This is a genomic window from Fictibacillus arsenicus (assembly GCF_001999465.1).
In the GTDB taxonomy this organism is placed as follows: domain Bacteria; phylum Bacillota; class Bacilli; order Bacillales; family Fictibacillaceae; genus Fictibacillus; species Fictibacillus arsenicus.
The window spans coordinates 932,497-955,045 of the sequence record NZ_MQMF01000002.1 but is presented as its reverse complement, the minus strand read 5'-3'; the positions used below and the strand labels follow the sequence as shown (position 1 = coordinate 955,045).

General features: G+C 42.1%; 23 protein-coding genes. 22 read left to right on the top strand and 1 reads right to left on the bottom strand.

The window, feature by feature from the left end; all coding sequences use genetic code 11:
- Positions 1 to 15: 15 nt before the first annotated feature.
- Complete coding sequence (locus UN64_RS12110) at positions 16 to 1,152, bottom strand: histidine kinase N-terminal domain-containing protein (RefSeq protein WP_245802012.1); 1,137 nt, start codon at positions 1,150 to 1,152, stop codon at positions 16 to 18.
- Positions 1,153 to 1,554: 402 nt separating this feature from the next.
- On the opposite strand from UN64_RS12110, the gene UN64_RS12105 reads away from it, so the two are divergent.
- The 22 genes from UN64_RS12105 (at position 1,555) to UN64_RS12000 (ending at position 22,495) form a co-directional block, all read left to right on the top strand.
- Positions 1,555 to 2,304, top strand: coding sequence for an IclR family transcriptional regulator (locus tag UN64_RS12105; protein WP_077363010.1), 750 nt, complete (start codon positions 1,555 to 1,557; stop codon positions 2,302 to 2,304).
- Positions 2,305 to 2,342: 38 nt separating this feature from the next.
- Positions 2,343 to 3,362, top strand: coding sequence for a TRAP transporter substrate-binding protein (locus UN64_RS12100; RefSeq protein ID WP_077363008.1), 1,020 nt, complete (start codon positions 2,343 to 2,345; stop codon positions 3,360 to 3,362).
- A gap of 88 nt (positions 3,363 to 3,450) precedes the next feature.
- Positions 3,451 to 3,936 (top strand): TRAP transporter small permease, encoded by a 486-nt coding sequence (locus tag UN64_RS12095; RefSeq protein WP_245802011.1) that lies wholly within the window; start codon positions 3,451 to 3,453, stop codon positions 3,934 to 3,936.
- Positions 3,933 to 5,216, top strand: coding sequence for a TRAP transporter large permease (locus UN64_RS12090; RefSeq protein WP_077363006.1), 1,284 nt, complete (start codon positions 3,933 to 3,935; stop codon positions 5,214 to 5,216). Before UN64_RS12095 ends, UN64_RS12090 begins: the two co-directional genes overlap by 4 nt.
- A 343-nt stretch (positions 5,217 to 5,559) precedes the next feature.
- Complete coding sequence (locus UN64_RS12085; RefSeq protein WP_077363004.1) at positions 5,560 to 7,047, top strand: 4-hydroxyphenylacetate 3-hydroxylase family protein; 1,488 nt, start codon at positions 5,560 to 5,562, stop codon at positions 7,045 to 7,047.
- Between the two features lie 15 nt (positions 7,048 to 7,062).
- Positions 7,063 to 7,602, top strand: a complete 540-nt coding sequence (nbaC, locus tag UN64_RS12080; protein ID WP_077363002.1) for a 3-hydroxyanthranilate 3,4-dioxygenase — start codon at positions 7,063 to 7,065, stop codon at positions 7,600 to 7,602.
- On the top strand, positions 7,590 to 8,642 hold the full coding sequence (locus UN64_RS12075) for an amidohydrolase family protein (RefSeq protein WP_077363000.1): 1,053 nt from the start codon (positions 7,590 to 7,592) through the stop codon (positions 8,640 to 8,642). Before nbaC ends, UN64_RS12075 begins: the two co-directional genes overlap by 13 nt.
- Entirely contained in the window at positions 8,608 to 9,078 is a 471-nt protein-coding gene (locus tag UN64_RS12070; RefSeq protein ID WP_077362998.1) for a RidA family protein, read from the top strand. Before UN64_RS12075 ends, UN64_RS12070 begins: the two co-directional genes overlap by 35 nt.
- Positions 9,079 to 9,081: 3 nt before the next feature.
- Complete coding sequence (locus UN64_RS12065; protein WP_077362996.1) at positions 9,082 to 10,551, top strand: aldehyde dehydrogenase; 1,470 nt, start codon at positions 9,082 to 9,084, stop codon at positions 10,549 to 10,551.
- A gap of 381 nt (positions 10,552 to 10,932) precedes the next feature.
- Positions 10,933 to 11,718, top strand: a complete 786-nt coding sequence (locus UN64_RS12060; protein ID WP_077362994.1) for a 2-keto-4-pentenoate hydratase — start codon at positions 10,933 to 10,935, stop codon at positions 11,716 to 11,718.
- A gap of 26 nt (positions 11,719 to 11,744) precedes the next feature.
- Positions 11,745 to 12,656: an acetaldehyde dehydrogenase (acetylating) gene (locus tag UN64_RS12055; protein ID WP_077362992.1), complete on the top strand. Its 912-nt coding sequence runs from the start codon at positions 11,745 to 11,747 to the stop codon at positions 12,654 to 12,656.
- A complete protein-coding gene (gene dmpG / locus UN64_RS12050; RefSeq protein ID WP_077362990.1) occupies positions 12,643 to 13,671 on the top strand; it encodes a 4-hydroxy-2-oxovalerate aldolase in 1,029 nt (342 codons plus the stop codon). Before UN64_RS12055 ends, dmpG begins: the two co-directional genes overlap by 14 nt.
- Positions 13,672 to 13,674: 3 nt before the next feature.
- Positions 13,675 to 14,475 (top strand): 2-keto-4-pentenoate hydratase, encoded by an 801-nt coding sequence (locus tag UN64_RS12045; RefSeq protein ID WP_077362988.1) that lies wholly within the window; start codon positions 13,675 to 13,677, stop codon positions 14,473 to 14,475.
- Between the two features lie 7 nt (positions 14,476 to 14,482).
- Positions 14,483 to 14,671 (top strand): 4-oxalocrotonate tautomerase, encoded by a 189-nt coding sequence (locus UN64_RS12040; protein WP_281249423.1) that lies wholly within the window; start codon positions 14,483 to 14,485, stop codon positions 14,669 to 14,671.
- Between the two features lie 469 nt (positions 14,672 to 15,140).
- Positions 15,141 to 16,037: a manganese catalase family protein gene (locus UN64_RS12035; protein ID WP_077362984.1), complete on the top strand. Its 897-nt coding sequence runs from the start codon at positions 15,141 to 15,143 to the stop codon at positions 16,035 to 16,037.
- A gap of 169 nt (positions 16,038 to 16,206) precedes the next feature.
- On the top strand, positions 16,207 to 16,488 hold the full coding sequence (locus tag UN64_RS12030) for a DUF3817 domain-containing protein (RefSeq protein ID WP_130296517.1): 282 nt from the start codon (positions 16,207 to 16,209) through the stop codon (positions 16,486 to 16,488).
- A gap of 339 nt (positions 16,489 to 16,827) precedes the next feature.
- Positions 16,828 to 18,102: an ergothioneine biosynthesis protein EgtB gene (egtB, locus tag UN64_RS12025; protein ID WP_077362982.1), complete on the top strand. Its 1,275-nt coding sequence runs from the start codon at positions 16,828 to 16,830 to the stop codon at positions 18,100 to 18,102.
- Positions 18,099 to 19,064: an L-histidine N(alpha)-methyltransferase gene (gene egtD, locus UN64_RS12020; protein ID WP_077362980.1), complete on the top strand. Its 966-nt coding sequence runs from the start codon at positions 18,099 to 18,101 to the stop codon at positions 19,062 to 19,064. Before egtB ends, egtD begins: the two co-directional genes overlap by 4 nt.
- Before the next feature lie 70 nt (positions 19,065 to 19,134).
- Positions 19,135 to 19,461: a YnfA family protein gene (locus UN64_RS12015; protein WP_077362978.1), complete on the top strand. Its 327-nt coding sequence runs from the start codon at positions 19,135 to 19,137 to the stop codon at positions 19,459 to 19,461.
- A 91-nt stretch (positions 19,462 to 19,552) separates the two neighbouring features.
- Positions 19,553 to 20,524, top strand: a complete 972-nt coding sequence (locus tag UN64_RS12010; protein ID WP_077362976.1) for a ring-cleaving dioxygenase — start codon at positions 19,553 to 19,555, stop codon at positions 20,522 to 20,524.
- A gap of 123 nt (positions 20,525 to 20,647) precedes the next feature.
- A complete protein-coding gene (locus tag UN64_RS12005; protein WP_077362974.1) occupies positions 20,648 to 21,586 on the top strand; it encodes a VanW family protein in 939 nt (312 codons plus the stop codon).
- A gap of 51 nt (positions 21,587 to 21,637) precedes the next feature.
- Positions 21,638 to 22,495: an MBL fold metallo-hydrolase gene (locus tag UN64_RS12000; protein WP_077362972.1), complete on the top strand. Its 858-nt coding sequence runs from the start codon at positions 21,638 to 21,640 to the stop codon at positions 22,493 to 22,495.
- Positions 22,496 to 22,549 lie beyond the last annotated feature (54 nt).

Below are 22,549 nucleotides of genomic sequence, written 5' to 3'. Positions count from 1 at the left end.
CGAGTTCCTTTTGATTTATAATTGAGGTATTTCTTTATGAACTACAGCATGAATCGGAAGTAAGATCGAAAATGTTGTAACTTCGTCAGAAGAAGTACAACTGATTGTTCCTTTATGCTTTTCTATGATCTTTTTGCATACAAAAAGACCTATTCCGGTACCTAGCTCCTTTGTTGTAAAAAACGGTTCAAAAATCGTTTTAATGGTTTCAGGAGGAATGACAGGACCATTGTTTGAAATCGTTATATGTACGTTCGAATCAGACTCTGCTTTGCTATGAATAAAAATCCGGCGTTCTTGTTTCTTTTGGCGCAAAGCATCTATGGAGTTCATAATCAGGTTGAGCAAAACCTGTTTCAACTCATCCTTGTGTGCCCAGAGTGTAATGGTCGGATCAATGCGAGGTACAACATTCACATCAGCATCTACCAGGCTTGGATACATAAAGTCCAGTATGTCCGAAAATAAATCCTCGAGAACAAATTCTTCTGCATCTCTTTCCTGAACCCCTTTTCTAGAAGCGTGAAGAAACTGAGAGATTCGGAAATTGAGCTGAGTTAGCTCATGGCTGATTATATCAATATATTTCATTCTCGGATTTTCTTGCTGCATGAGTTTTACAAAACCCATGACCGCAGTGAGCGGATTTCGGAACTCGTGAACAAAGCTCGATGACATCTGTCCAAGAATGGTCAAGCGCTCTTTATGACTTTGGTCGATAAAGTGCGTTTTTTCTTGGATTTCAGCGTCTTTTAATTGGGTGTACTTTTTAACTGCGTGGTATAAGAACTCATCAAAAAGAGAATTGATCGTTTCAATCACAGGCTGAAGCTGTTGAATAGAAATACCTGAACCGGTGACGAACCTAACAATTTCACTTCGGCCTAAATTTACGTTATAGACGAATTCGCCAATGTTAATTTTTGCTTCTAACCTCTGGACGGCAACTTCATGTGCAAGCTGCTTAATCTTTTCAGGAGAAAGCTGGCCGCGTAAGGAAAGTTTAACGAGCTCCACCATGTGCAAAGCATTTTCGATGACCTTATCCTTATGTATATCATGGTTGGAGATCACGACTTTCTTGTGCCAATCGTTTAAATAATTCGGCAGATTTTCATCCATATATGTAATCAGACTCTCCGTTATGTCCAACGCCCGCACCTCTTTCAACATGAAATGATGAAATATGAAGAGAATTTATTTGCTATGTAAAAGTAATTCTACTACATATAGTAATTGATATATGAGATAAATGCTATATACAGTTTACAATTTTTTTATTGAAAAGGGAAAAAATAAGGTAGGTAATTTGATAGTTTATAACGAAATCTATAAATGAACTTCAATACCTATACTTCTTCTTTACTAGCCAAAGCTATCCTTCAAAAGTCTGTTAAATTTTCTAATTATTCTAAAAATATTTTAAGGAATTTCATATTGTGAAATTATTCGATTGTATCAAGCTATCTTTTTCAATACGATGAACGCATATTGAAAGGGGTGGTTGTCTTTAAGCTGACATTCTAAAACGTATCCGTTTGAGGGGGAGAATTTGTGATCTCATCTGTTCAAAAAATTTCAAGGATATTAAATTGCTTTACTAAGGATGAACCAGCACTAGGAAACTTGCAAATTGCCGAAAAGTTAAATATGAACGCAAGCACTGTTCACCACCTAGTCAGGACACTTTGTTCAGAAGGCATACTCATTCAAGACAGTCAGAAAAAATATAGATTGGGATGGAAGCTTCTAGAATGGAGCAACCATGTTATGTATCAGCAAGACATCAACACTGAAGCTCTTCCGCTGTGTGAAGGTCTTGTCAGAAGGTTTAATACAACTGTACATATCGGAATGCTGGATAGTGGAGAAGTGCGATTTGTTTTGCGTGTCGCCTCATCAAATTCAGTACAAGTCCCTACATTTATTGGTGATACGAAGCCTGCTTATTGTACGAGTACTGGAAAAGTCTTACTTGCTTACAATACCTCAATGATTAAACCCACAATATCAAGAGGACTGCTTCGACGTGCTCCTAACACTATTACATGCGTTGAAAAACTAAAAGATGAACTTGCCCAAATAAGAGCAAACGGATATGCCATAAGCAACAACGAAAATGAAATGGGGCTGTATGGCATTGCAGCACCTATAAAATCGTACACAGGACAGACAATTGCAGCACTTAATATGGTAGGACCTGTGTCTTATATGCTTGGACAGGACACACTATCAATGATTCATCATGTCGTGAAGACAGCGGAGTCCATTTCAAAAGAACTAGGTTTTATTAGCGTTTTATGATAGCGCTTACATTTTAAAATCGTATTGGAGGATTAAATATGAAGAAAAGGTTAAATGTAGTACTAGCTCTTTTTTTAGCATTAATCCTTCTAACATCATGTAGCAGCGGAGCAAAAGATTTAGCGAGTTCTGGAGATGCATCAGCTGATGGTAAAACTTATAAATTCAAACTCGCTCATATTACACCGCCTTCACACATGTGGCATAAAGCTGCTGAAAAATTTAAAGAAGAGCTTTCTAAGCGTTCTGATGGAAGAATTGAGCTTGAGATCTATCCATCATCACAGCTTGGTAGTGAAGCAGACATGATGCAGCAAATCGAATCAGGATCCGTTGATTTTGGATTTATTACAGCAGCTTATACAAGTTCGCGTTCCCCTTCATTTGCGGCATGGTTTGCTCCATACGCCTTTAAAGATTTAGAAGCAGCACACGCGGCAAGAGAATCTGAACCGGCAAAAAAAATTCTTGCAACACTTGATGAACAGGGAATCACAGGCTTGGATTATTTGTTTGCGGGACAGCGTGTAATGTTATTTAAGGACAAGCATGTGAAGAAGCCTGAAGATATGAAAGGCTTGAAACTTCGTGTAACACCAAGTCCGCCAATGCAGGATTTCTATAAATCTACTGGAGCTTCAACTGAAGGTCTTCCGCTTCCTGAAGTTTATTCTGCGGTTCAGACAGGTGTAATCGATGGCATGGATATGGACTTGGATGCAGCGATCACAAACAAATATTATGAAGTAGCTAAATACGGAGCGGTAACGAATCACATGGTATGGCCAGCGGTTGCTATGGTTAATAAAAGTACGTTTGAAGGAATGTCTGAAGAAGACCAGAAGATCGTACGCGAATCATTAAAAGCTGCAGCGGATTATGCTGTTGAAACTCGTTCTGGTCAAGAAGAAGAGTTCAGAAAAGAATTAGCTGACAACGGAATGGAAATCTATGATATTGATCCTGAACTTTTCAAACCATATATTGAAGAATTTGATAAAAAATATGGTCCTACTGATCCGCTGATTCAGGAATTCATAGATTCTGTAAGAAAGTAATTAAGAGATTGGTGTGTTTAAAATGGACATAAACTACGGCAAAAATATGAACCAAACTATAAAACCTCCAATTAAAGGAGGGAGCGATATGATTATAAGTCTCAGCAATGGAATTTCTAGATTTGAAAAATTCCTTGCTGCTATCCTCATGTTAGCTTTAGCAATTATCGTAGCCCTTTCAGTGGCATTTCGTTATTTTTTAAATGCACCTCTATCATGGTCAGGTGAAGTTGCTGTGTTTCTATTGATTTGGATCAGCTTTATAGGCGGGAGTCTGGGACTTAAAACTAAGTCTCAGGCTGCTGTTACACTGCTGCTTGATTATTGTCCCCGCAAAGTAAAAATGTGGATTGCCGTTTTCAGTCAGGTGTTTATCATCATCTTTCTCGTATTAATATTGTCATACACATATACATGGATATTGTCAGATGGGGTAGCGTATCAAAAGTCTACAGCGATTCTGCTTCCGATGTGGATTCCTTACAGTGCGGTTCCGATCGGTTTAACCTTTGCGTGCATACATGTATTCGCTCAATTAGTTCATATCATTAAAACAAAGGGGGCAGAGTTATGACAGCTGCTCTTATCATCGGAATTTTTATTCTGTTTTTATTAATGGGTATCCCGATCTCTCTTGTATTAGGAATGATTACAGTCGTTTACTTTTTCTTGAATGGGAACACTGCTTTATTAGATTCAACACCTATGAGACTTTACTCGGGTCTTGATAATTTTGGTCTGCTGGCTATTCCATTGTTCATGCTTGCAGGTGAGCTTATGAACGGCGGAGGAATCACAACACGTCTTGTGAGATTTGCAAAAGTATTCGTTGGTCATGTGCGCGGCGGACTGGCTTATGTGACAGTAGTTGCCAACATGTTCTTAGCTTCAATATTAGGATCAGCAAACGCACAGGCAGCGATGATGAGTAAGATTATGGTGCCGGAAATGGAAAGAGAAGGGTATAACAGGGAATTTTCTTCTTCACTCACACTTGCATCATCGATCATCGCACCTATAATACCGCCAAGTATGATTTTTATTATTTATGGCACCTTGTCAGGGACATCAATAGGCGGCTTATTTATGGCAGGCATTGTACCAGGATTGATTTATGGCGCGGCATTTATCAGTGTCATTGCATATATGGGCTATAAATACAATTTTCCGAAAAGCAAAAGAGCAACAGGAAAAGAAATGTGGGACAGTACATTAAAAGTAATGCCGGCGTTAATTGTTCCTTTTGTGATTATCTTTGGCATTCTGAGCGGGGCTTTTACAGCGACGGAATCAGCGGCGGTAGCTTGTGTGATTGCATTTTTAGTAGGGATGTTTTTTTACAAGGAATTGAGATGGAAGTCCATTCCTCAAATCATGATTAACACGGTTATCAGTACAGCAACGGTTACATTCTTAATTGCAATGGCCAATATTTTTGGCTGGCTCATTGCCTTTGAACAACTACCTCAGCTTTTCGCCGACAGCATGTTATCGATCTCGGAAAATCCGTTTGTGTTTTTATTGCTCGTTAACATTATGCTGTTGATTGTCGGGATGCTGCTGGATGGGATTGCGGCGCTGATCATATTAGTACCGGTCTTTATGCCTTTAGTTACATCCTTTGATATTGATCCGATTCACTTTGGTGTCATTATCTGCATCAACTTAACAATCGGTCTATTAACTCCGCCAGTTGGAACAGGGTTATTTATCGTTTCATCAATTGCTGAAGTCCGTTTTGAAAAATTAGTTAAATCTTCAGCACCATTTTTAGTCGTAGCGATTGCTATTTTATTTTTAATCACATATTTAGAAGATGCGGTTCTTTGGATTCCAAGAATGATCGGTCTTTAAAACGAAAAAGAGCCATTCTGAACGAGGCTCTTTTTCTAAATGATTGTTGGCATTGCCTCCTTGACAAGTTGATTGGAGTGCAAGGTGCGAGACTCCTGGGGGATCAGCGGGACAGGTGAGACTCCTAACGGCGTAAAGCGCAGAGGAGGCTCACCGCACGCCCCCCCGGAAAGCGAGCATCCTGGATCGGAAATCAACTACTTCCAAAAGCTTTCTTCAAACACCGAAATAAATTAATTTTCTGATAATTTCATAATATGAAATTTCCGCATTGAGAGTTGAAAGCGCTTTCTTATATATTGGTTACAAATTCAAACATCTATTCATAGAGGAGGCAGATTGTATGGGAATTAGAACTGGTGCTCAATATATACAAGCTTTGAAATCTCGTTCACCAGAAATTTGGTTAGAGGGCAGGAGAGTTACAGATGTTGTGAACGAGCCTGTTTTTAAACAGCCGATTCAAGAGATTGCTAAACTATACGACATGCAGCATGATCCGCAATATCAAGATTCCATTACACATATTTGCAAAGAAACGGGCGAAAGGGTAAATAACGCGTTTCTGCACCCGACGAGCTATGAAGAAATGATGGCGAGAAGCCAGCTGTTTGAAATCTATGCAAAGTCTACTTTTGGACTCATGGGCCGTACACCTGACTTCTTAAACGTTGTTGTAACAGGCATGGCCCATAATGGATGGTTCTTAGATCAGTACAATCCAGAATGGTCTGTAAATATCAAAAATTACTATAACTACATAAGAGATAACGATCTGTTTTTAACACATGCGATCATCAATCCGCAGAATGACCGCAGCAAGAACTCTCATGGTCAAAAAGATGTGTTCACACATCTTGGAGCAGTTGAAGAAACTCCGGATGGGCTAGTTGTTCGTGGAGCAAAAATGCTGGCAACACTCGCGCCGATTACAGATGAAGTCATCATCTATTCGTTCCCTGGATTCGCACCAGGAGACGAACGCTATGCTCTAGCGTTTGCGGTGCCGGTGGACACTCCTGGACTGAAACTTATTTGCCGTGAACCGATGCAGGACGGCAAGCGGTCCCAGTTTGACCATCCACTCGCATCACGCTTTGAAGAGATGGACGCACTCCTCGTCTTTAATGACGTACTTGTTCCTTGGGATCGTGTATTCCTCTATAACAATGTGGAAGCTGCTAATCTTCTATATCCGAAGACAGGAATCGCTCAGCAGCCTGCTCACCAATCAGGTGTAAGAGGCTATGTGAAGCTGGCGTTTGCAACAGAAGTAGCCTGTAAACTAGCAGACTCTATCGGTGTCGATGGATACCTTAACGTTCAAAATGACCTTGGCGAACTCGTGCAAAATGTAGAAGTAATACGCTCATTATTGCGAGTAGCAGAGTATGAGTATGAAACAACAGCTTCTGGTGAAGTGATGCCGAATGCCGCAGCTCTTGAGACAATTCGCGGTATGCTTCCTAAAATGTATCCAAGAGCAATTGAAGTCATCCAGATCATCGGTGCCGGCGGCTTGCTCATGTCACCGACAGGAAATGATTTTAACGCACCGGAAATCCGGAGTGAAATTGATAAATATTACTTAGGCCGAGAAGGTGTAGATTCACTGGAACGTGTGAAATTGTTTAAGCTTGCTTGGGATCTCTGCGGAGAAGCGTTCGGACAGCGTCTCGTTCAATATGAGCGCTATTACACAGGGGACCCGATCCGCAAGAGAGCGATTTTCTATAACGGATACAAAAGAAAAGCGAAATTCTCAATGGTTGATGAAGCCCTTTCTGTAACACATGATTTTGTAGCTGACCAGCCTAAGCTGGCTAAATAAAAGGAGGCAATAAGGATGAGTACAACAACTTTAAAATCTTTTAACCTATTAAAATGGATCGAAGAAAACAAGGATCTTCTTAAGCCGCCGGTAAACAACAAAGTCATTTGGCAGGATTCCGAGTTCATCGCGATGATTTTAGGCGGACCGAACAAAAGACGTGATTTCCATGTTGATCCGTCAGATGAGTTTTTCTATCAGATCAAAGGCAGCTGCTATGTAGAAATCATCAACAAGGAAGGAAAGCGTGAAGTCGTAGAGGTAAAAGAAGGTGATGTATTCATGCTGCCGGCAATGGTTCCGCATTCACCTCACCGTGTGTCTGATTCATATGGACTGGTTATTGAGCGTAAGCGTGCACAAGGTGAACTAGAAGATTTTGTCTGGTTCTGTGACCGCTGTGACTCTGAGATGCACCGTGTGACGGTTCAGTTAAGTGATATTGAAAAACAAGTTAAAGAAGCCATCCATAGCTTCAACTCCAACGAACGTGTCCGTTTGTGCAAGGACTGCGGCTATCAGATGCCTGAGAATGTGGAGGAATGGAAGTGCTAAGAATTGACTTTCACACACATATCATTCCAGAGTCGTTTCCTGACTTTGCTGAAAAGTATGGTGGGGAGAGATGGCCGGTTCTGAACAGAACGTGTGCATGCGGAGCTGCCATTATGGTCGGAGGCAAAAACTTTAGAGACGTAACCGATCAAGTATGGGATCCGAAAAAAAGGATCGATGACATGGATCGTGAAGGGGTAGACATTCAGGTTCTATCCCCGATCCCTGTAACGTTCTCTTACTGGGCACCGCCGGAACAAGCGGAAGCGATGGCACGAATCCAGAACGATTTTATCGCAGAAACAGTGAATGAATACCCTGATCGCTTTGCAGGACTTGGGACTGTTCCGATGCAGGACGCTGAGACTGCTATCGGTGAGATGGACCGCTGCATGAACGAACTCGGTCTTCATGGTATTGAGATCGGTACGAACGTGAACGGACAGAACCTGGATCATCCTTCATTTATTGAGTTTTTTAAAAAAGCAGAAGAGTGGGAAGTACCTCTGTTCATTCATCCATGGGAAACACTAGGGAAAGAGCGCATGCCGAACCATAATTTTATGTACACGATCGGTATGCCGAGTGAAACAGCGCTAGCTGCAGCGTCTTTAATCTGGAGCGGCATGATGGAGAAGTTCCCAAAGCTGAAGATCTGTTTTGCTCATGGCGGAGGGTCTTTTCCGTATTTGATTCCTCGCCTCGATCAGGGCTGGCATGTGTGGCCGCACCTTCGTTTGACTACACATCCTCCGAGTCATTATGCGAAGCAATTTTATTTTGATTCGCTGAATTACGATCCAATGAACATCCGTTATATGATGGAGCGTTTTGGTTCTGACAAGATTTTTATGGGTTCTGATTATCCTTTTCTATTGCGTGAAGTGAATCCAGGAAAAGTACTGGATGAAACAGTGGATCTTACAAATGAACAACGCAAGGCGATGCTAGGCGGTAATGCAGCAGCCTTCTTAAATCTCGAAAAACGAAAGCGGGGTGCAGCCGTTGCAAGTCATTCAAACACCGGAGGAAAAGCTTGAAAGTTTAGGGCTTGTTCTCCCAGAAGTGCGCCCGTCTGTCGGTAATTATGTGAGCTGTGTACGAGTCGGAAATCTCCTTTTTACAGCAGGACAGGGTGTTGATCAATATCACGGAAAGCTTGGGGAAAACCTGACGCCCGAAGATGGATATGCCGCCTCTAGGCAGTCCATGTTGAACCTGCTGGCTGTTGTCCAGCATGAGCTTGGAAGTTTAAATAAAGTAAAACGCATAGTGAAGCTTCTTGGATTTGTGAACTGTACAGAGGATTTTACAGACCAGCCGAAAGTAATTAATGGTGCTTCTGATCTTTTAGTAAATATTTTCGGTGAAAAAGGAAGACACGCCAGATCCGCAGTAGGAATGGCACAGCTTCCGGGCGGAACTGCAATAGAAATTGAGATGATTGTTGAGATCGATGAAGAGAAGGGGGACTAGAAAGTGAAATCAGAAACCCTTGCACAGACAGTAAAAGTAAAAAATGCGAGACTGTTCATTGATGGAGAATACGTCGATGCACTTTCTGGTGAAACTTTTGAATCGATTAACCCTGCAACGAATGAAAAACTCGCCCTTGTAGCAAATGGCAGTGAGCAAGATGCGAAGCGTGCTATTCAATCTGCTAAAACAGCTTATGACAGCGGAGTCTGGAGCAGGATGCCTGTCGAAGAGCGGTCAGATATTCTATGCAAGATGGCTGATCTCATCATGAAGAATGTGGACGAGCTTGCGATGGTTGAGACGCTTGATGTCGGTAAACCGATTAAAGAAAGCCGGGGATTTGATATTCCGCGTGCCGCATCTAATTTTCGATTTTTTGCCGAAATGTCAAAATACATGGTAAGTGAGCATTATGACAAACACAACATCATGTCCTATGCCAAGTATAGTCCAGCAGGGGTTACGAGTCTGATCATCCCGTGGAATCTTCCTTTCATGCAGATGACATGGAAAGCTTCAGCGGCACTTGCTGCTGGAAATACGGTTGTAGTAAAACCAGCTTCATACACGCCTCTTTCTGCCGTTATGTTTGGAGATATTGCGAATGAAGCTGGGCTCCCGCCAGGTGTTCTGAACATCATTACTGGTCCGGGAAGCACAATGGGAGCAGCGATGACAACTGATCCAAACGTCCGCCGCATCTCATTTGTTGGAGAGTCGAACACAGGAAAAACGATCATGAAAAACGCTGCTGAAAATTTGATACCTGTATCACTGGAGTTAGGCGGCAAGTCTGCAAATATCGTTTTTGAAGATGCTGACTTAGATGAAGCGGTTAAAGGATCCATTGATGCGATCTATCGGAATCAAGGGGAAATATGCTTGGCAGGATCCAGATTGCTTCTGCAAGAAAGCATCTATGACGAGTTTTTGAACAAGTTTGTTGCAGCAGTTAAGAAAATTAAGGTAGGAGATCCAACCCAGGAAGATACCGATATGGGAGCGCTCGTATCGAAGAGTCACCTTGAAACGGTTGAAACCTATGTGGATATTGGATTAAAAGAAGGTGCAAAACTCGCATGCGGAGGTAAGCGAGTTAAAGGACTCGAAGCAGGAAACTTCTATGAACCTACTGTTCTTTACGACGTGAATAATAAATGGCGTGTGGCACAGGAGGAAATCTTCGGACCGGTTCTTGTCGTCATTCCATTTAAAACAGAGGAAGATGCGATCCAAATCGCAAATGATTCACAGTACGGACTAGCAGGAGTTGTTTGGACTAACGATATCCGCAGAGCACAGCGGGTTTCAGCCGCAGTAGATTCTGGATTGCTCTGGGTCAACTGCTGGTACATACGAGACCTCCGCACACCATTTGGCGGATCAAAAGCAAGCGGAATCGGTCGAGAAGGCGGAAGACACAGCTTCGAGTTTTATTCAGAGGCGAAGACGATAACGATGAAATTATAGGGTAAGATTCGTTGCTGCAGAGAGTGCAAGTGGTTGATTTCCGCTCCAGGTTGCTCGCTTTCCGCGGGGCGTGCGGTGAGCCCACTAGTCGCTTTGCGACATTGAATGGTCTCACCTGTCCCGCTTCATGGAAGTATCCTTGCTCCTGCGTCAACAAGTAAATGCTCCCGATGTAAGCTTCCTCGTCGCATGCCTAGCGAGAAGCTACTCAAGTGGTAGGCACGCACCTTGCGCTCCAATCAACTTGCATAGAAATTTTTCAAAACCATTTGAAGAACGATTCGTATCATCTGTTAATTAAGATTTTATATAGTCTTGTTAAACGTGATTGGATTCCAGTCGCGTTTTGCTCTTTGAATAGAGAAGGGAGGATTTACTAATATGCAACAGCAGATTATTTCTAAATTAACAGCAGAACTGATAGAGGCAGAAGAGAAACTCGTTCCTGTTACGCCTTTATCTGAACGTTATCCCGAGCTGTCTGTAAAGGACTCTTATGGCATCCAGCTCGAATGGGTTCAAAAGAAACTGGATGAAGGACGGGTCGTAATCGGGAAAAAGGTCGGACTGACGAGCAAGGCTATGCAGAACATGCTAGGTGTCAATGAACCGGATTATGGTCACCTTCTTGATCATATGAAAGTTACGAGTGGCAGTGTGCTTTCCAGACATGATTTTATCAAACCAAAAGTGGAAGCAGAGATCGGATTTATCTTAAAAGAAGATTTGTGCGGTCCGAATGTTACGTATGTTGATGTTCTGATGGCAACTGAAGCGGTAGTTCCTGCCTTAGAAATAATAGACAGCAGAATAGAAGATTGGAAGATTCAGCTTGTGGATACGGTTGCTGATAATGGTTCATCAGCAAGAGCCGTTATCGGTGAACCATTTTATGAGATTGAGCAAATTGATCTTCGTACATTAAGCATGACACTCTTAAAAAATGGCGAATTGACCGCGACAGGTGCAGGCGCTGCTGCTCTTGGACATCCGGCTCATGCGATCGCATGGCTCGCTAACAAACTAGCAGACTACAATATCTCGTTAAAAGCAGGAGAGCTCATTCTCCCAGGTGCCTTGTCTGCTGCGATCGATGCAGATGCAGGTGATGAAATAACCGCAGCTTTCGGAAAGCTGGGTACTGTATCTATCTCTTTTCATGACTAAACTTTGTGCAGAAAGGACTAATATCAGTGAAAAAGATTAAAGCAGCTATAATCGGTTCAGGCAACATTGGCACTGATCTGATGTATAAGCTTCAAAAAAGTGATTGTCTTGAACTTACAGCAATGATTGGGATCGATCCGGATTCTGATGGTCTGCGGCGTGCGAACTCTGCAGGTTACCGGGTGTTCACGAATGGTATAGAAGATTTTATAGAAAGACCGGACCTTGCTGACATCGTGTTCGATGCCACTTCTGCTAAAGCGCATTTGAGACATGCTGAGATCTTAAAAGATATTGGGAAGACAGTGATCGACCTTACACCTGCAGCAATAGGACCATTCGTCTGTCCGCCTGTAAACTTAGGAGATCATCTGGATTCATGTAATATCAATATGATCACGTGCGGGGGACAAGCTACGATTCCAGTGGTGCATGCGATAAATGAAGTCGCTAATGTTACATACGGTGAGATTGTGGCGACGATCTCATCATTAAGTGCAGGTCCTGGAACACGTGCAAACATTGATGAATTCACGATCACAACACGGCGGGGAATTGAAGAAGTCGGGGGAGCAGATCAAGGAAAAGCGATCATTATCTTAAATCCTGCAGACCCTCCCATTTTGATGAGAGCGACCATCTATTGTGAAGTGAAGAACCTGGATGAAGAGAAGATCAGACAGTCGATTGCTGAAATGGAGAAAAAGGTTAGGGATTATGTACCTGGTTACCGCTTGAAACAAGACCCCCTATTTGACGGCAGTCGCGTCACGGTTTTTGTCGAGGTAGAAGGGGCTGGAGATTATTTTCCGAAATACGCAGGCAATCTGGATATCATGACAGCTGCTGCAAAACAAGCTGGAGAAATGGTAGCCAAGCATTTGTTTGGACAAGAAAGATATTTGAACAAGGCGGTGACAACGCATGAAACGAAATAGTTCTTTGCCGCTGAAATTTACAGAAGTATGTCTACGGGACGGCAGTCATGTGATGGCTCATCAGTTTACGGAAAAACAAGTATTTGATGCAGCTAAAGCACTTGATGAAGCGGGTATGCATTATATCGAAGTGAGCCATGGTGACGGGTTAGGAGGTTCAACGCTTCAGTACGGAAGGTCGCTTACCGATGAGATGAAGCTGATCGAAACCGCAGTTGGCGCGTGCAAACAGGCGAAAGTTGCTGTTCTTTTACTGCCTGGTATCGGGACAGTTTCAGAGTTAAAACAAGCACATAAGTTAGGTGCAAGTCTCGTCAGGGTTGCTACTCATGTTACGGAAGCTGATGTTTCCGCTCAGCACATCCACATGGCACGTGAACTTGGAATGGAAGTTATGGGCTTTTTGATGATGGCTCACTCAGCTCCTGTAGAAAAACTGGTGGAACAAGCTAAACTTATGGAGTCTTATGGCGCACAAGGCGTGTATGTAACAGACTCAGCCGGAGCTCTTTTGCCTCACGAAGTGAAGGAGCGGATCTCTGTGTTAAGAAACTCACTTGATATCGAAGTTGGATTCCACGCACATAACAATTTATCTGTCGCTGTCGCAAATACGTTAGTGGCGATCGAAGAAGGTGCGACTCGCATCGATGGAAGTGTCCGCTGTCTTGGAGCAGGTGCAGGAAATACACAAACAGAAGTGTTACTTGCCGTGCTGGACCGGATGGGGATGGAAACAGGAATAGATCTTTATCAGATGATGGATTTAGCTGAAGATGTGATCGGACCGATGCTTCCGGGATCGCAGGAAATCCGTAAAGGCAGTCTCGCGATGGGCTACGCTGGTGTTTATTCTAGCTTTCTTCTTCATGCTGAACGCGCTGGTAAACGGTTCGGTTTAGACCCAAGAGATATTTTAATAGAATTAGGTAAACGAAAAGCAGTTGGCGGACAAGAGGATCTTATTATTGAAGTAGCTGCTGAATTGGCACAGAAAACGAAACTGGAGGTGTAGAGCATGGCAGTAACGAACAGGTCTGATATTGAAGTCATCGATTATCTCTTGCGTGCAGAAAGTGATGTTAAAGAAGTAGTAAAAATAACCGATCAGTACCCTGATCTGTCTATTGATGAAGCGTATGATCTGCAAAAAAAGCTGATTGAAAGACGAATGGAGAAAACGAAAACAAAACGTCTAGGAATCAAACTTGGTCTGACGAGTAAGGCGAAGCAGGAAATGATGGGCGTTCATGAAGCGATTTATGGCTATCTTTTGAGTGACATGCTGGCTTTGGAGTGGGAACCGCTTCAGCAGCACAGACTGATTCATCCAAAGGCAGAACCAGAGATTGCCTTTATTATGGGAGAAGACTTGATGGGCGAAGAGGTTACAGCTGACGATGTCATGAAAGCGGCAAAATATGTTGTAGCAGCCATCGAAGTGATCGACAGCCGCTACAAGGATTTCCGTTTTACCCTTCCAGACGTTGTAGCAGATAACTGTTCTTCAGCAAAATTAATATTGGGAAGCAAGATGGTGAAGCCAGAGGAACTGGATTTAGCAAGCATCGGAATGGTTATGAGCAAAAACGGGGAGATAGTAGCAACAGGTGCAGGTTCAGCTGTTCTTGGCCACCCGGCAGAAGCTGTTGCATGGGCTGTTCAAAAGCTGGCTAAACGCGGCGAAGGATTGAAAAAAGGAGACATCGTACTTAGCGGAGCATTATCAGAAGCGATAGCTTTTGATATGGATGATACAATCATCGCTCAGTTTGACGGATTAGGTTCTGTCACGCTATCGTCAAGATATGTAAAATAGGAGAAGTTTGCAGATGCCAATTATTCAGGTTCAAGTTATTGAAGGCAGAACAGATGAACAGCTGAGTAAGCTGATGGATAGCTTAACGAATGCAGCTGCTGAATGTTTAGATGTAAAAAAAGAACAAGTACGCGTACTGATCCAGGAAGTTCCGAACAAACACTGGGGAGTAGGCGGGAAACCAAAGCAAGGTTGAGACATTTTGATGACAGAAGACGCTGAAATCTTTATTTCGGCCACTTTCAATGAAAACCTATTTAATGTGGATGTCCCTCCTGATCATACTCAGGAGGGATTTTTCAATTTTTAGAGGGAATTGAGGTGACAATAACCCAAAAATAAGCAGGTCAGGATTGAACCATCTTCAAACAATCAAATCAGGTGCAGTTTCGGGTGCCGAAACTGTTTCCCATTGATACCTGAAGGGGTATTCAGCTCTGTTCAAGAGTTGGAATCCAGAAAAAAACGGCATTAATCCAGAAATTTGGGCAGTTTATCCACGAGTTTTAGCCCTCAATCCAAAAATTTCAGCTGTTTATCCGCGAGTTTACAATCCTCGACAAATCCCGCACCCCACGTAAACCCCTTCACCAATAAATACAGGAATAGTACAATCGTCAAATCTCATATCTTTAAACGATATGCTATCGTGAGGAGGGAGCTTGATGATCAAGCGTTTTAACCGGCTGGCCATCGAACTGCCGACGCCGACGAACCCAGATGCGAATGCGGCAGCTGCTGTTCAGGAGCTTTTAGGCGGACGGTTCGGTGAGATGTCAACGCTCAATAACTATATGTATCAATCTTTTAACTTTAGAAAAAGAGGAAAACTAAAGCCGTTCTTTGATCTTGTTTCAAGTATTACAGCCGAAGAGTTTGGTCATGTGGAACTCGTTTCCCATACGATCAATCTAATGATTTATGGTACGACGCAGCCTGGTGATGTGAATTCCGCACCAATGGCGGCAGCTACCGACAAAAGAAACACCCAGCATTTTATAGCAACCGCACAAACTTCATTTCCTTTTGATTCGATGGGAAAAGCATGGAATGGAGATTATGTGTTCAGCAGCGGCAACTTACTGCTGGATTTGCTTCATAACTTTTTCTTAGAATGCGGAGCACGGACTCACAAAATGAGAGTATATGAAATGACTAGTAACCCAGTAGCCCGTGAGATGATAGGGTATCTGCTCGTTCGGGGAGGAGTTCACGTTCTTGCCTATGCCAAAGCGATTGAAATGGTAACTGGTGTAGATATTAAGAAAATGCTCCCGGTTCCTGATCTCGAAAACGCAGCATTTGAAACGACGAGAAAGTTTGAGGCAGAAGGGGTTCATCGTAAACTTTATACGTTCAGTGATACAGATTATCGGGACATTGCCTTAATCTGGGCAGGTGAGCACCCGCTTGGAGGTCCGCTGGAAACCATAATCGGTGCCCCAGAAGGTGCTCCGATGCCTGAATTAAGATCAATATCTGAGGAGTTTGCACCAGGCATATCGCAGGAAGATTTTTATCAAATTTATGAACGATTAAAGAAGAATGCAGGAATTACCTGAACCGGCGCATTATGCTCCGGTTTTTTTATGGTTATATCTTAAATGTTTATAGGAAATGAACTCAATTGACCTCCATTTGTTCACACAATAGTTAGGGTTGGGAAGTCTATCTTTATAAGATTTATGATAAAACTAAAGATAGAATTGCAATATTGGAGGTAATCATTTTATGAACCCAATTAAAATGCTTAAAACTATTGGATTTCTAGAAGGCTGGTCATTCCTGATCCTTCTTTTTATCGCAATGCCCTTAAAGTATTTTATGGATCAGCCGATGGCGGTAACGATTGTCGGTGGACTGCACGGTCTGCTGTTCGTCCTTTATGCCTTAGCCATTCTTTATGTTTGGAACGTTAAGAAGTGGCCGTTTATGAGAGCCTTTCTTGCGGGGCTGTCATCAGTCGTGCCGTTTGGACCTTTTATCTTTGACCGTAAGTTTTTAAGAGATTAAATTAGGAAGGGGATATCTGCTAGGTGCGGATATCCTTTTTCTTTTTTGTTCGGTCAGTCCAAATTTTTGTCCGGTGCAGGCTATTTTTTGTCCGGTCAGCCCGCATTTTTGTCCAGTCACAAGATTCTACGTTGTTCACACTCTTCTAAATAAACGCAATACCTCATATCGCATCATCATAATTGTTAAGAATTTATATGGTTTGTTTGAATTTACCTATTTTCGGCTATTTATACTTTAATATGGTTGTATTACAACTGAGTGGAATGCAGAATGAACAACTTCAATATATATATCAAGATGCAATGTCCTGAAATGATAAATTTAGGGAGGATATTTATGGCGATTGAGCATGCTGCAGCTGAAAAGTTAAGCGAACAATACCACCAAGTCAGATCCTTATCAGAAAAACTAGCATCAAAACTTCAGAATGAAGATACGATCATTCAGGCTATGCCTGATGTCAGTCCTCCAAAGTGGCACCTCGCCCATACAACCTGGTTTTTTGAACGATTTATTTTAAGGGAAAATGATTCTTCTTATGTTCCTTATAACCCGCAGTTTGATTTTCTATTTAACTCCTATTATGAAACAATTGGTTCCTATCACCCGCGTCACTCCAGAGGGGTGCTATCCAGACCTACCATGGATGAAGTCTATGAATACCGTAAACATGTTGATGAAGCCATCATTCAGCTCGTCGATCAATATGAAGATAACCTGCCCCAGGAGATACACGATCTGATTGAGATTGGTCTGCAGCATGAACAGCAGCACCAGGAACTTCTTTTAACAGATGTGAAATTTAATTTTTCATGCAATCCTTTATTGCCGCAATTTGCGGATTCAAAGACTATTCCGCAGCCGCAATCAAATACCGGAACAACCTATATTAATATTGAAGGCGGGCTTGTAGAGATCGGATACTCTAGCACAGGCTTTTCGTTTGATAATGAACGGCCGCGTCATAAAGTATGGCTTGAACCTTATCGACTGGCTTCTCATCCCGTAACGAACGGTGAATACATCTCATTTATAGAAGCGGGAGGATATGAACAGCCGGAACATTGGCTTTCTGATGGCTGGGCTGCCGTAAAAAAAGAAAAGTGGAAGCATCCTCTTTATTGGAGGAAAGCAGATGATGGCTGGTACACTTTTACATTAACAGGTGAAAAGAAACTCAACTTGGATGAGCCAGTTTGCCATATCAGTTTTTATGAAGCAGATGCGTTTGCGAGATGGAGTGGAAAAAGACTTCCGACTGAAGCTGAATGGGAAAATGCGATGGCGTCGATTCCAATCGAAGGCAATTTTGCGGAAAGCGAGTGCTATCATCCTGTTGTGGATTGCTCCGATTCTCTTGCTCCATTTAAACAAGCTTATGGGGATGTATGGGAATGGACGAGCAGCCCGTACACCTCATACCCAAGAACCAAACCGCTTGAGGGTGCACTTGGTGAGTACAACGCGAAGTTCATGTGTAACCAGATGGTTTTAAGGGGAGGATCATGCGCAACCTCACAATCCCATATCCGTCCGACATACCGCAACTTCTTTCAAGCGGATAAAAGGTGGCAGTTCAGCGGATTGCGTTTAGCGGAGGACTATTTATGAAAACCGTTAAACAGAACGTGCATTATCATGTCGGTAATGAAAACGAAACAGATATGTACAGTGAAATTTTGAACGGTCTCAAATCAATGCCAAAATCAATCTCTCCAAAATATTTCTACGATAAAAAAGGTTCCGAGCTTTTCGAATCAATCACTATGCTGCGGGAATATTATCCGACCCGTACAGAGTTATTTATTTTAAATAAATACAAATACGAAATGGCAGATGCCGCTGGAGCAGACAGCGTACTCATTGAGTTTGGAAGCGGCAGCAGTGAAAAGGTTAGGACTCTTTTAGAGGCGATGCCCCAGCTAAAAGAATATGTACCGATCGATATCTCGAAAGATTTTCTCTATCAGTCCGCAAGAGCTTTATCAATCGAATATCCAAACATAAACGTACATGCGGTTTCGGCAGATTATACAGCAAAATTTGAGATGCCAAAACTTGAATCAAAACGAAAAGTTGTATTTTTCCCAGGTTCAACCATTGGAAACTTTGAACCGCATGAAATGGGGGAATTCCTGAAACAAACGGCCGAACTATTAAAACCAGGCGGAGGTTTATTGATTGGTGTAGATTTGAAAAAAGATCATACCGTCTTAAATGCTGCTTACAATGATCAAAAAGGTGTTACACGTGATTTTAATTTGAATCTGCTCAACCGATTGAATCGGGAGTTGCTGGCAGACTTTAAGCTCGAAGATTTCAGTCATCATGCTTTTTATCACGCGGAAAAAGGCAGGGTTGAGATGCATCTTGTAAGCTTGAAGGATCAGGTGATCACGATTGGTGATGAAGAGATCGCTTTCCAAGAAGGTGAGACCATTCATACAGAAAACTCTTATAAATTTACGATTGAAGAGTTCCAAGAGATCGCCAGTTTGTGCGGATTTACACCAAAGAAAGTTTGGTGTGATGAAAAGCGATGGTTCAGCATGCATTTTCTTGAAGTTAAGTAAAAGACCGAATTTTGTTTTCGGTCTTTTTTCTTTTACAATGAATGAAGAATGTAGTAAAAGGAGGTTTAAGATGTTTGCGGCCATTTTTTTATTTATAATTGCTGGAATTGCCGAGATTGGCGGCGGATATCTTGTATGGCTCTGGCTAAGGGAATCTAAGCCGATTACATATGGAATAGCTGGAAGCGTAATTTTAGTTGCTTACGGCGTAATTCCGACTTTGCAGAATTTCCCGACGTTCGGAAGAGTCTATGCAGCATATGGCGGTGTATTTATCATATTAGCGGTATTATGGGGCTGGCTGATAGACAAGAAAACTCCGGATATGTATGACTGGCTTGGAGCAGGAATCTGCCTCATAGGAGTATCTGTCATGCTTTGGGCGCCGAGGAGTTAAAAATAACAGTCAAATTAACCAAACCGTTTCATTAGGCATTTTACACAAAAAAGCAGATAATATAGAAAAAGTGTGAAAGAAGGTTTTGTAGATGGAACTTAAAGGAATTCATCACGTTTCTGCTCTCACCGCAAAAGCTCCTGAGAATTTTAAGTTTTATACAGAAGTAATGGGGCTCAGATTGATTAAGAAAACCGTGAACCAGGATGACACGAGTGTTTATCACTTGTTTTATGGCGATGAAAAAGGAAATCCGGGAACAGAGCTCACATTTTTTGAGATCCCGATGGCTGGCCGCAACCATGACGGTAACAATTCGATTTCTGCGATTTCTCTTCGTGTAAAAGATGATGCCGCATTAAACTACTGGGAAGACCGATTAAAAGAACATGGAATAGAAACAGAAGGAATTAAGGACCGTGCAGGACGCCAGACTCTTGCGTTCCGTGATTTAGAAGGACAGCGCCTGATCTTAGTTTCTGATGAAAAGAACAAAGGAGTAGCAGGCGGAAAACCTTGGAGTAAAAGTACCACTCCAGAAGAAACTGCGATTATCGGACTTGGCCCTGTCCGTTTAACAGTTCCTGCAGCTGAACCCACTATACAAGTACTGACAGAACTTTTAGGGTTCCGAAAAAGCGGTTCTTACGAAGCTGAAGTTTCAGGACAGCCTGATATTATCGTTTTGGAAACGGGAGAAGGCGGTTCAGGAGCTGAGGTTCATATTGAAGAACGCACAGATTTGCCGCAGGAACGACTTGGACGCGGTGGGGTCCATCATGTTGCGTTCCGTGTGGATAATGAAGATGAACTGCGTGAATGGATTGAAAAAGTAAGAACATCAAGATTTCCAAACTCAGGGTTCGTAGATCGTTTCTATTTTAAATCACTATATTTCCGTGAACCTAACCGCATTCTGTTTGAGCTTGCGACTGACGGACCAGGTTTTGATACAGACGAAGAATTGGAGCACCTTGGAGAATCATTGGCACTTCCGCCGTTCTTAGAGCCTCAGCGTGAAGAAATAGAAGCACGGCTAAAGCCGCTGAATACAAAAGCATAACGATAATGACGCTTGAATCACACATGATTCAGGCTTTTTTTTATTGGTATTTGTAATAAAAACAGCAAATTAGGAAAAAGTAAAAACGCTAGGTATGACTATGTAAACGTGGAGGGGTACAAAATGTTCCTAAATTGGTTAACTGGATTATTATTAGTCGCACATCCCGTCAATTTGCCTGATAGCTTAACAGTGAACCAGCAAGGGAAAACGATCGCTGAAGTGAATCGTATCCATTTTTCAGCCCCAATCCCAGGCATACCCATGATCGATAACGAAAAATACGACCGATTTGTTAATCAGCTAGAAAAACAAACCTACAAAGCTCCCGTTAATGCCAAGATCAATGATCGAGGTGGAATTGTTCCAGGGGAAGTGGGTTACAAATTAAACCGTCATATGTTTAAAGATAGTTTCTATTCGTATTTTTTTGGTAAAGGTTCGTCTAAAGTAGATGTTCCTGAAGTTAATCTTTACCCGAAGGTGGATACTGAACTCCTTGCGCATATTAAAACGCAGCAAATCGGACAATACATAACGTACTTTAATTCGAATAACAAAAGCCGTTCCAACAATATTGAGCTCGCTTCCAAAGCATTAGACAGCCATGTTGTTTTCCCTGGTGAAACTTTTTCTTTTAATCAAGTTGTAGGAAATCGAACAATAGCAAAAGGGTATATGCGCGCACCAATTATCGTAAGAGGTGAATTATCTGAAGGTGTAGGCGGGGGGATATGCCAAGTATCCTCCACTCTTTTTAATGCAGTTGACCGTGCAGGGTTAAATATTGTACAGCGTTATTCTCACAGCAAACGGGTTCCGTACGTTCCTCCTGGAAGAGATGCAACAGTCAGCTGGTACGGACCAGATTTTCAGTTTAAGAATCAATACAATCAGCCTATTCTGATCAGGGCAAAAAAATATGGCGGAAGTATGATGGTAAAGCTCTATTCCTCTGATGTAATTAATATGAAAACAAGAAAAGTCCCAAACGCACCGACTTCCCTGCCAAAAGAAATACATATCGAGCAGAATGTGCATCTTTCTAACCCACAGAGATAATTAAAATGTACAATGAAGAAAAATACAGATCGTTTCATGGGGAGATGAAGTATGCAGACACTGGAGAAATTAAGTGAACGATTTTGGTATCAAACCCCTGTCTCTGAAACAGACAGGCCGATTTTAGGGGCAGTAGTTGGAGACGATATGACACTGATGATCGACGCGGGCAATTCAGAAAATCATGCAAAATATTTTTTAAAAGAATTAAATAAAAACGGCATACAGAAGCCTGGCCTGGCGGTGATTACGCACTGGCATTGGGATCATATCTTTGGCATGTCAGCATTAGATTTTCCGTCCATTGCCTCCAGCCGAACAAAAGATAAAATGAAAGAACTTATGCCTTTTTCCTGGACAGATGAAGCACTGGATGAAAGAGTGAAGCAAGGGATTGAAATTGAATTTTGTGCAACCGCTATCAAAAAAGAATTTGAAGAAAACCGGGATATCAAAATAAAGCTCCCTACAATTACGTTTGATGAAAAAGCGGAGATTGATCTTGGCGGTGTGACATGTATCCTGCAGCATGTAGGGGGAGATCATACGACAGATTCTATCATCGTTTACATAAAAGAAGAAAAGATTTTGTTTTTAGCAGATTGCATTTACGCGAACATGTATGCACCGCGAAATAACTATACGGTATCAAACACAAATAAGCTTTTGGATGTTATTGATACGTTTGATGCAGAAACGTATATTTTATCCCATTGGAAACCCGTTTTAAAATCAGAGTACAGCCAGGAAGCGAAGACATTAAGAAGTGTTGCGAAACTTACTGAAAAATTTAAAGGAAAAAACGAATCCATTACAGAAGCCTATAGAGAATCGGTCGGCAGGGAACTGAACGAGGATGAAATCGAGACAATTCAGTTTTTTGTGAACGGCTATGAGTTGTATCAATAACTTTTTTAAAAACTTCATTGACAAGTTGATTGGAGCGCAAGATGCGAGACTCCT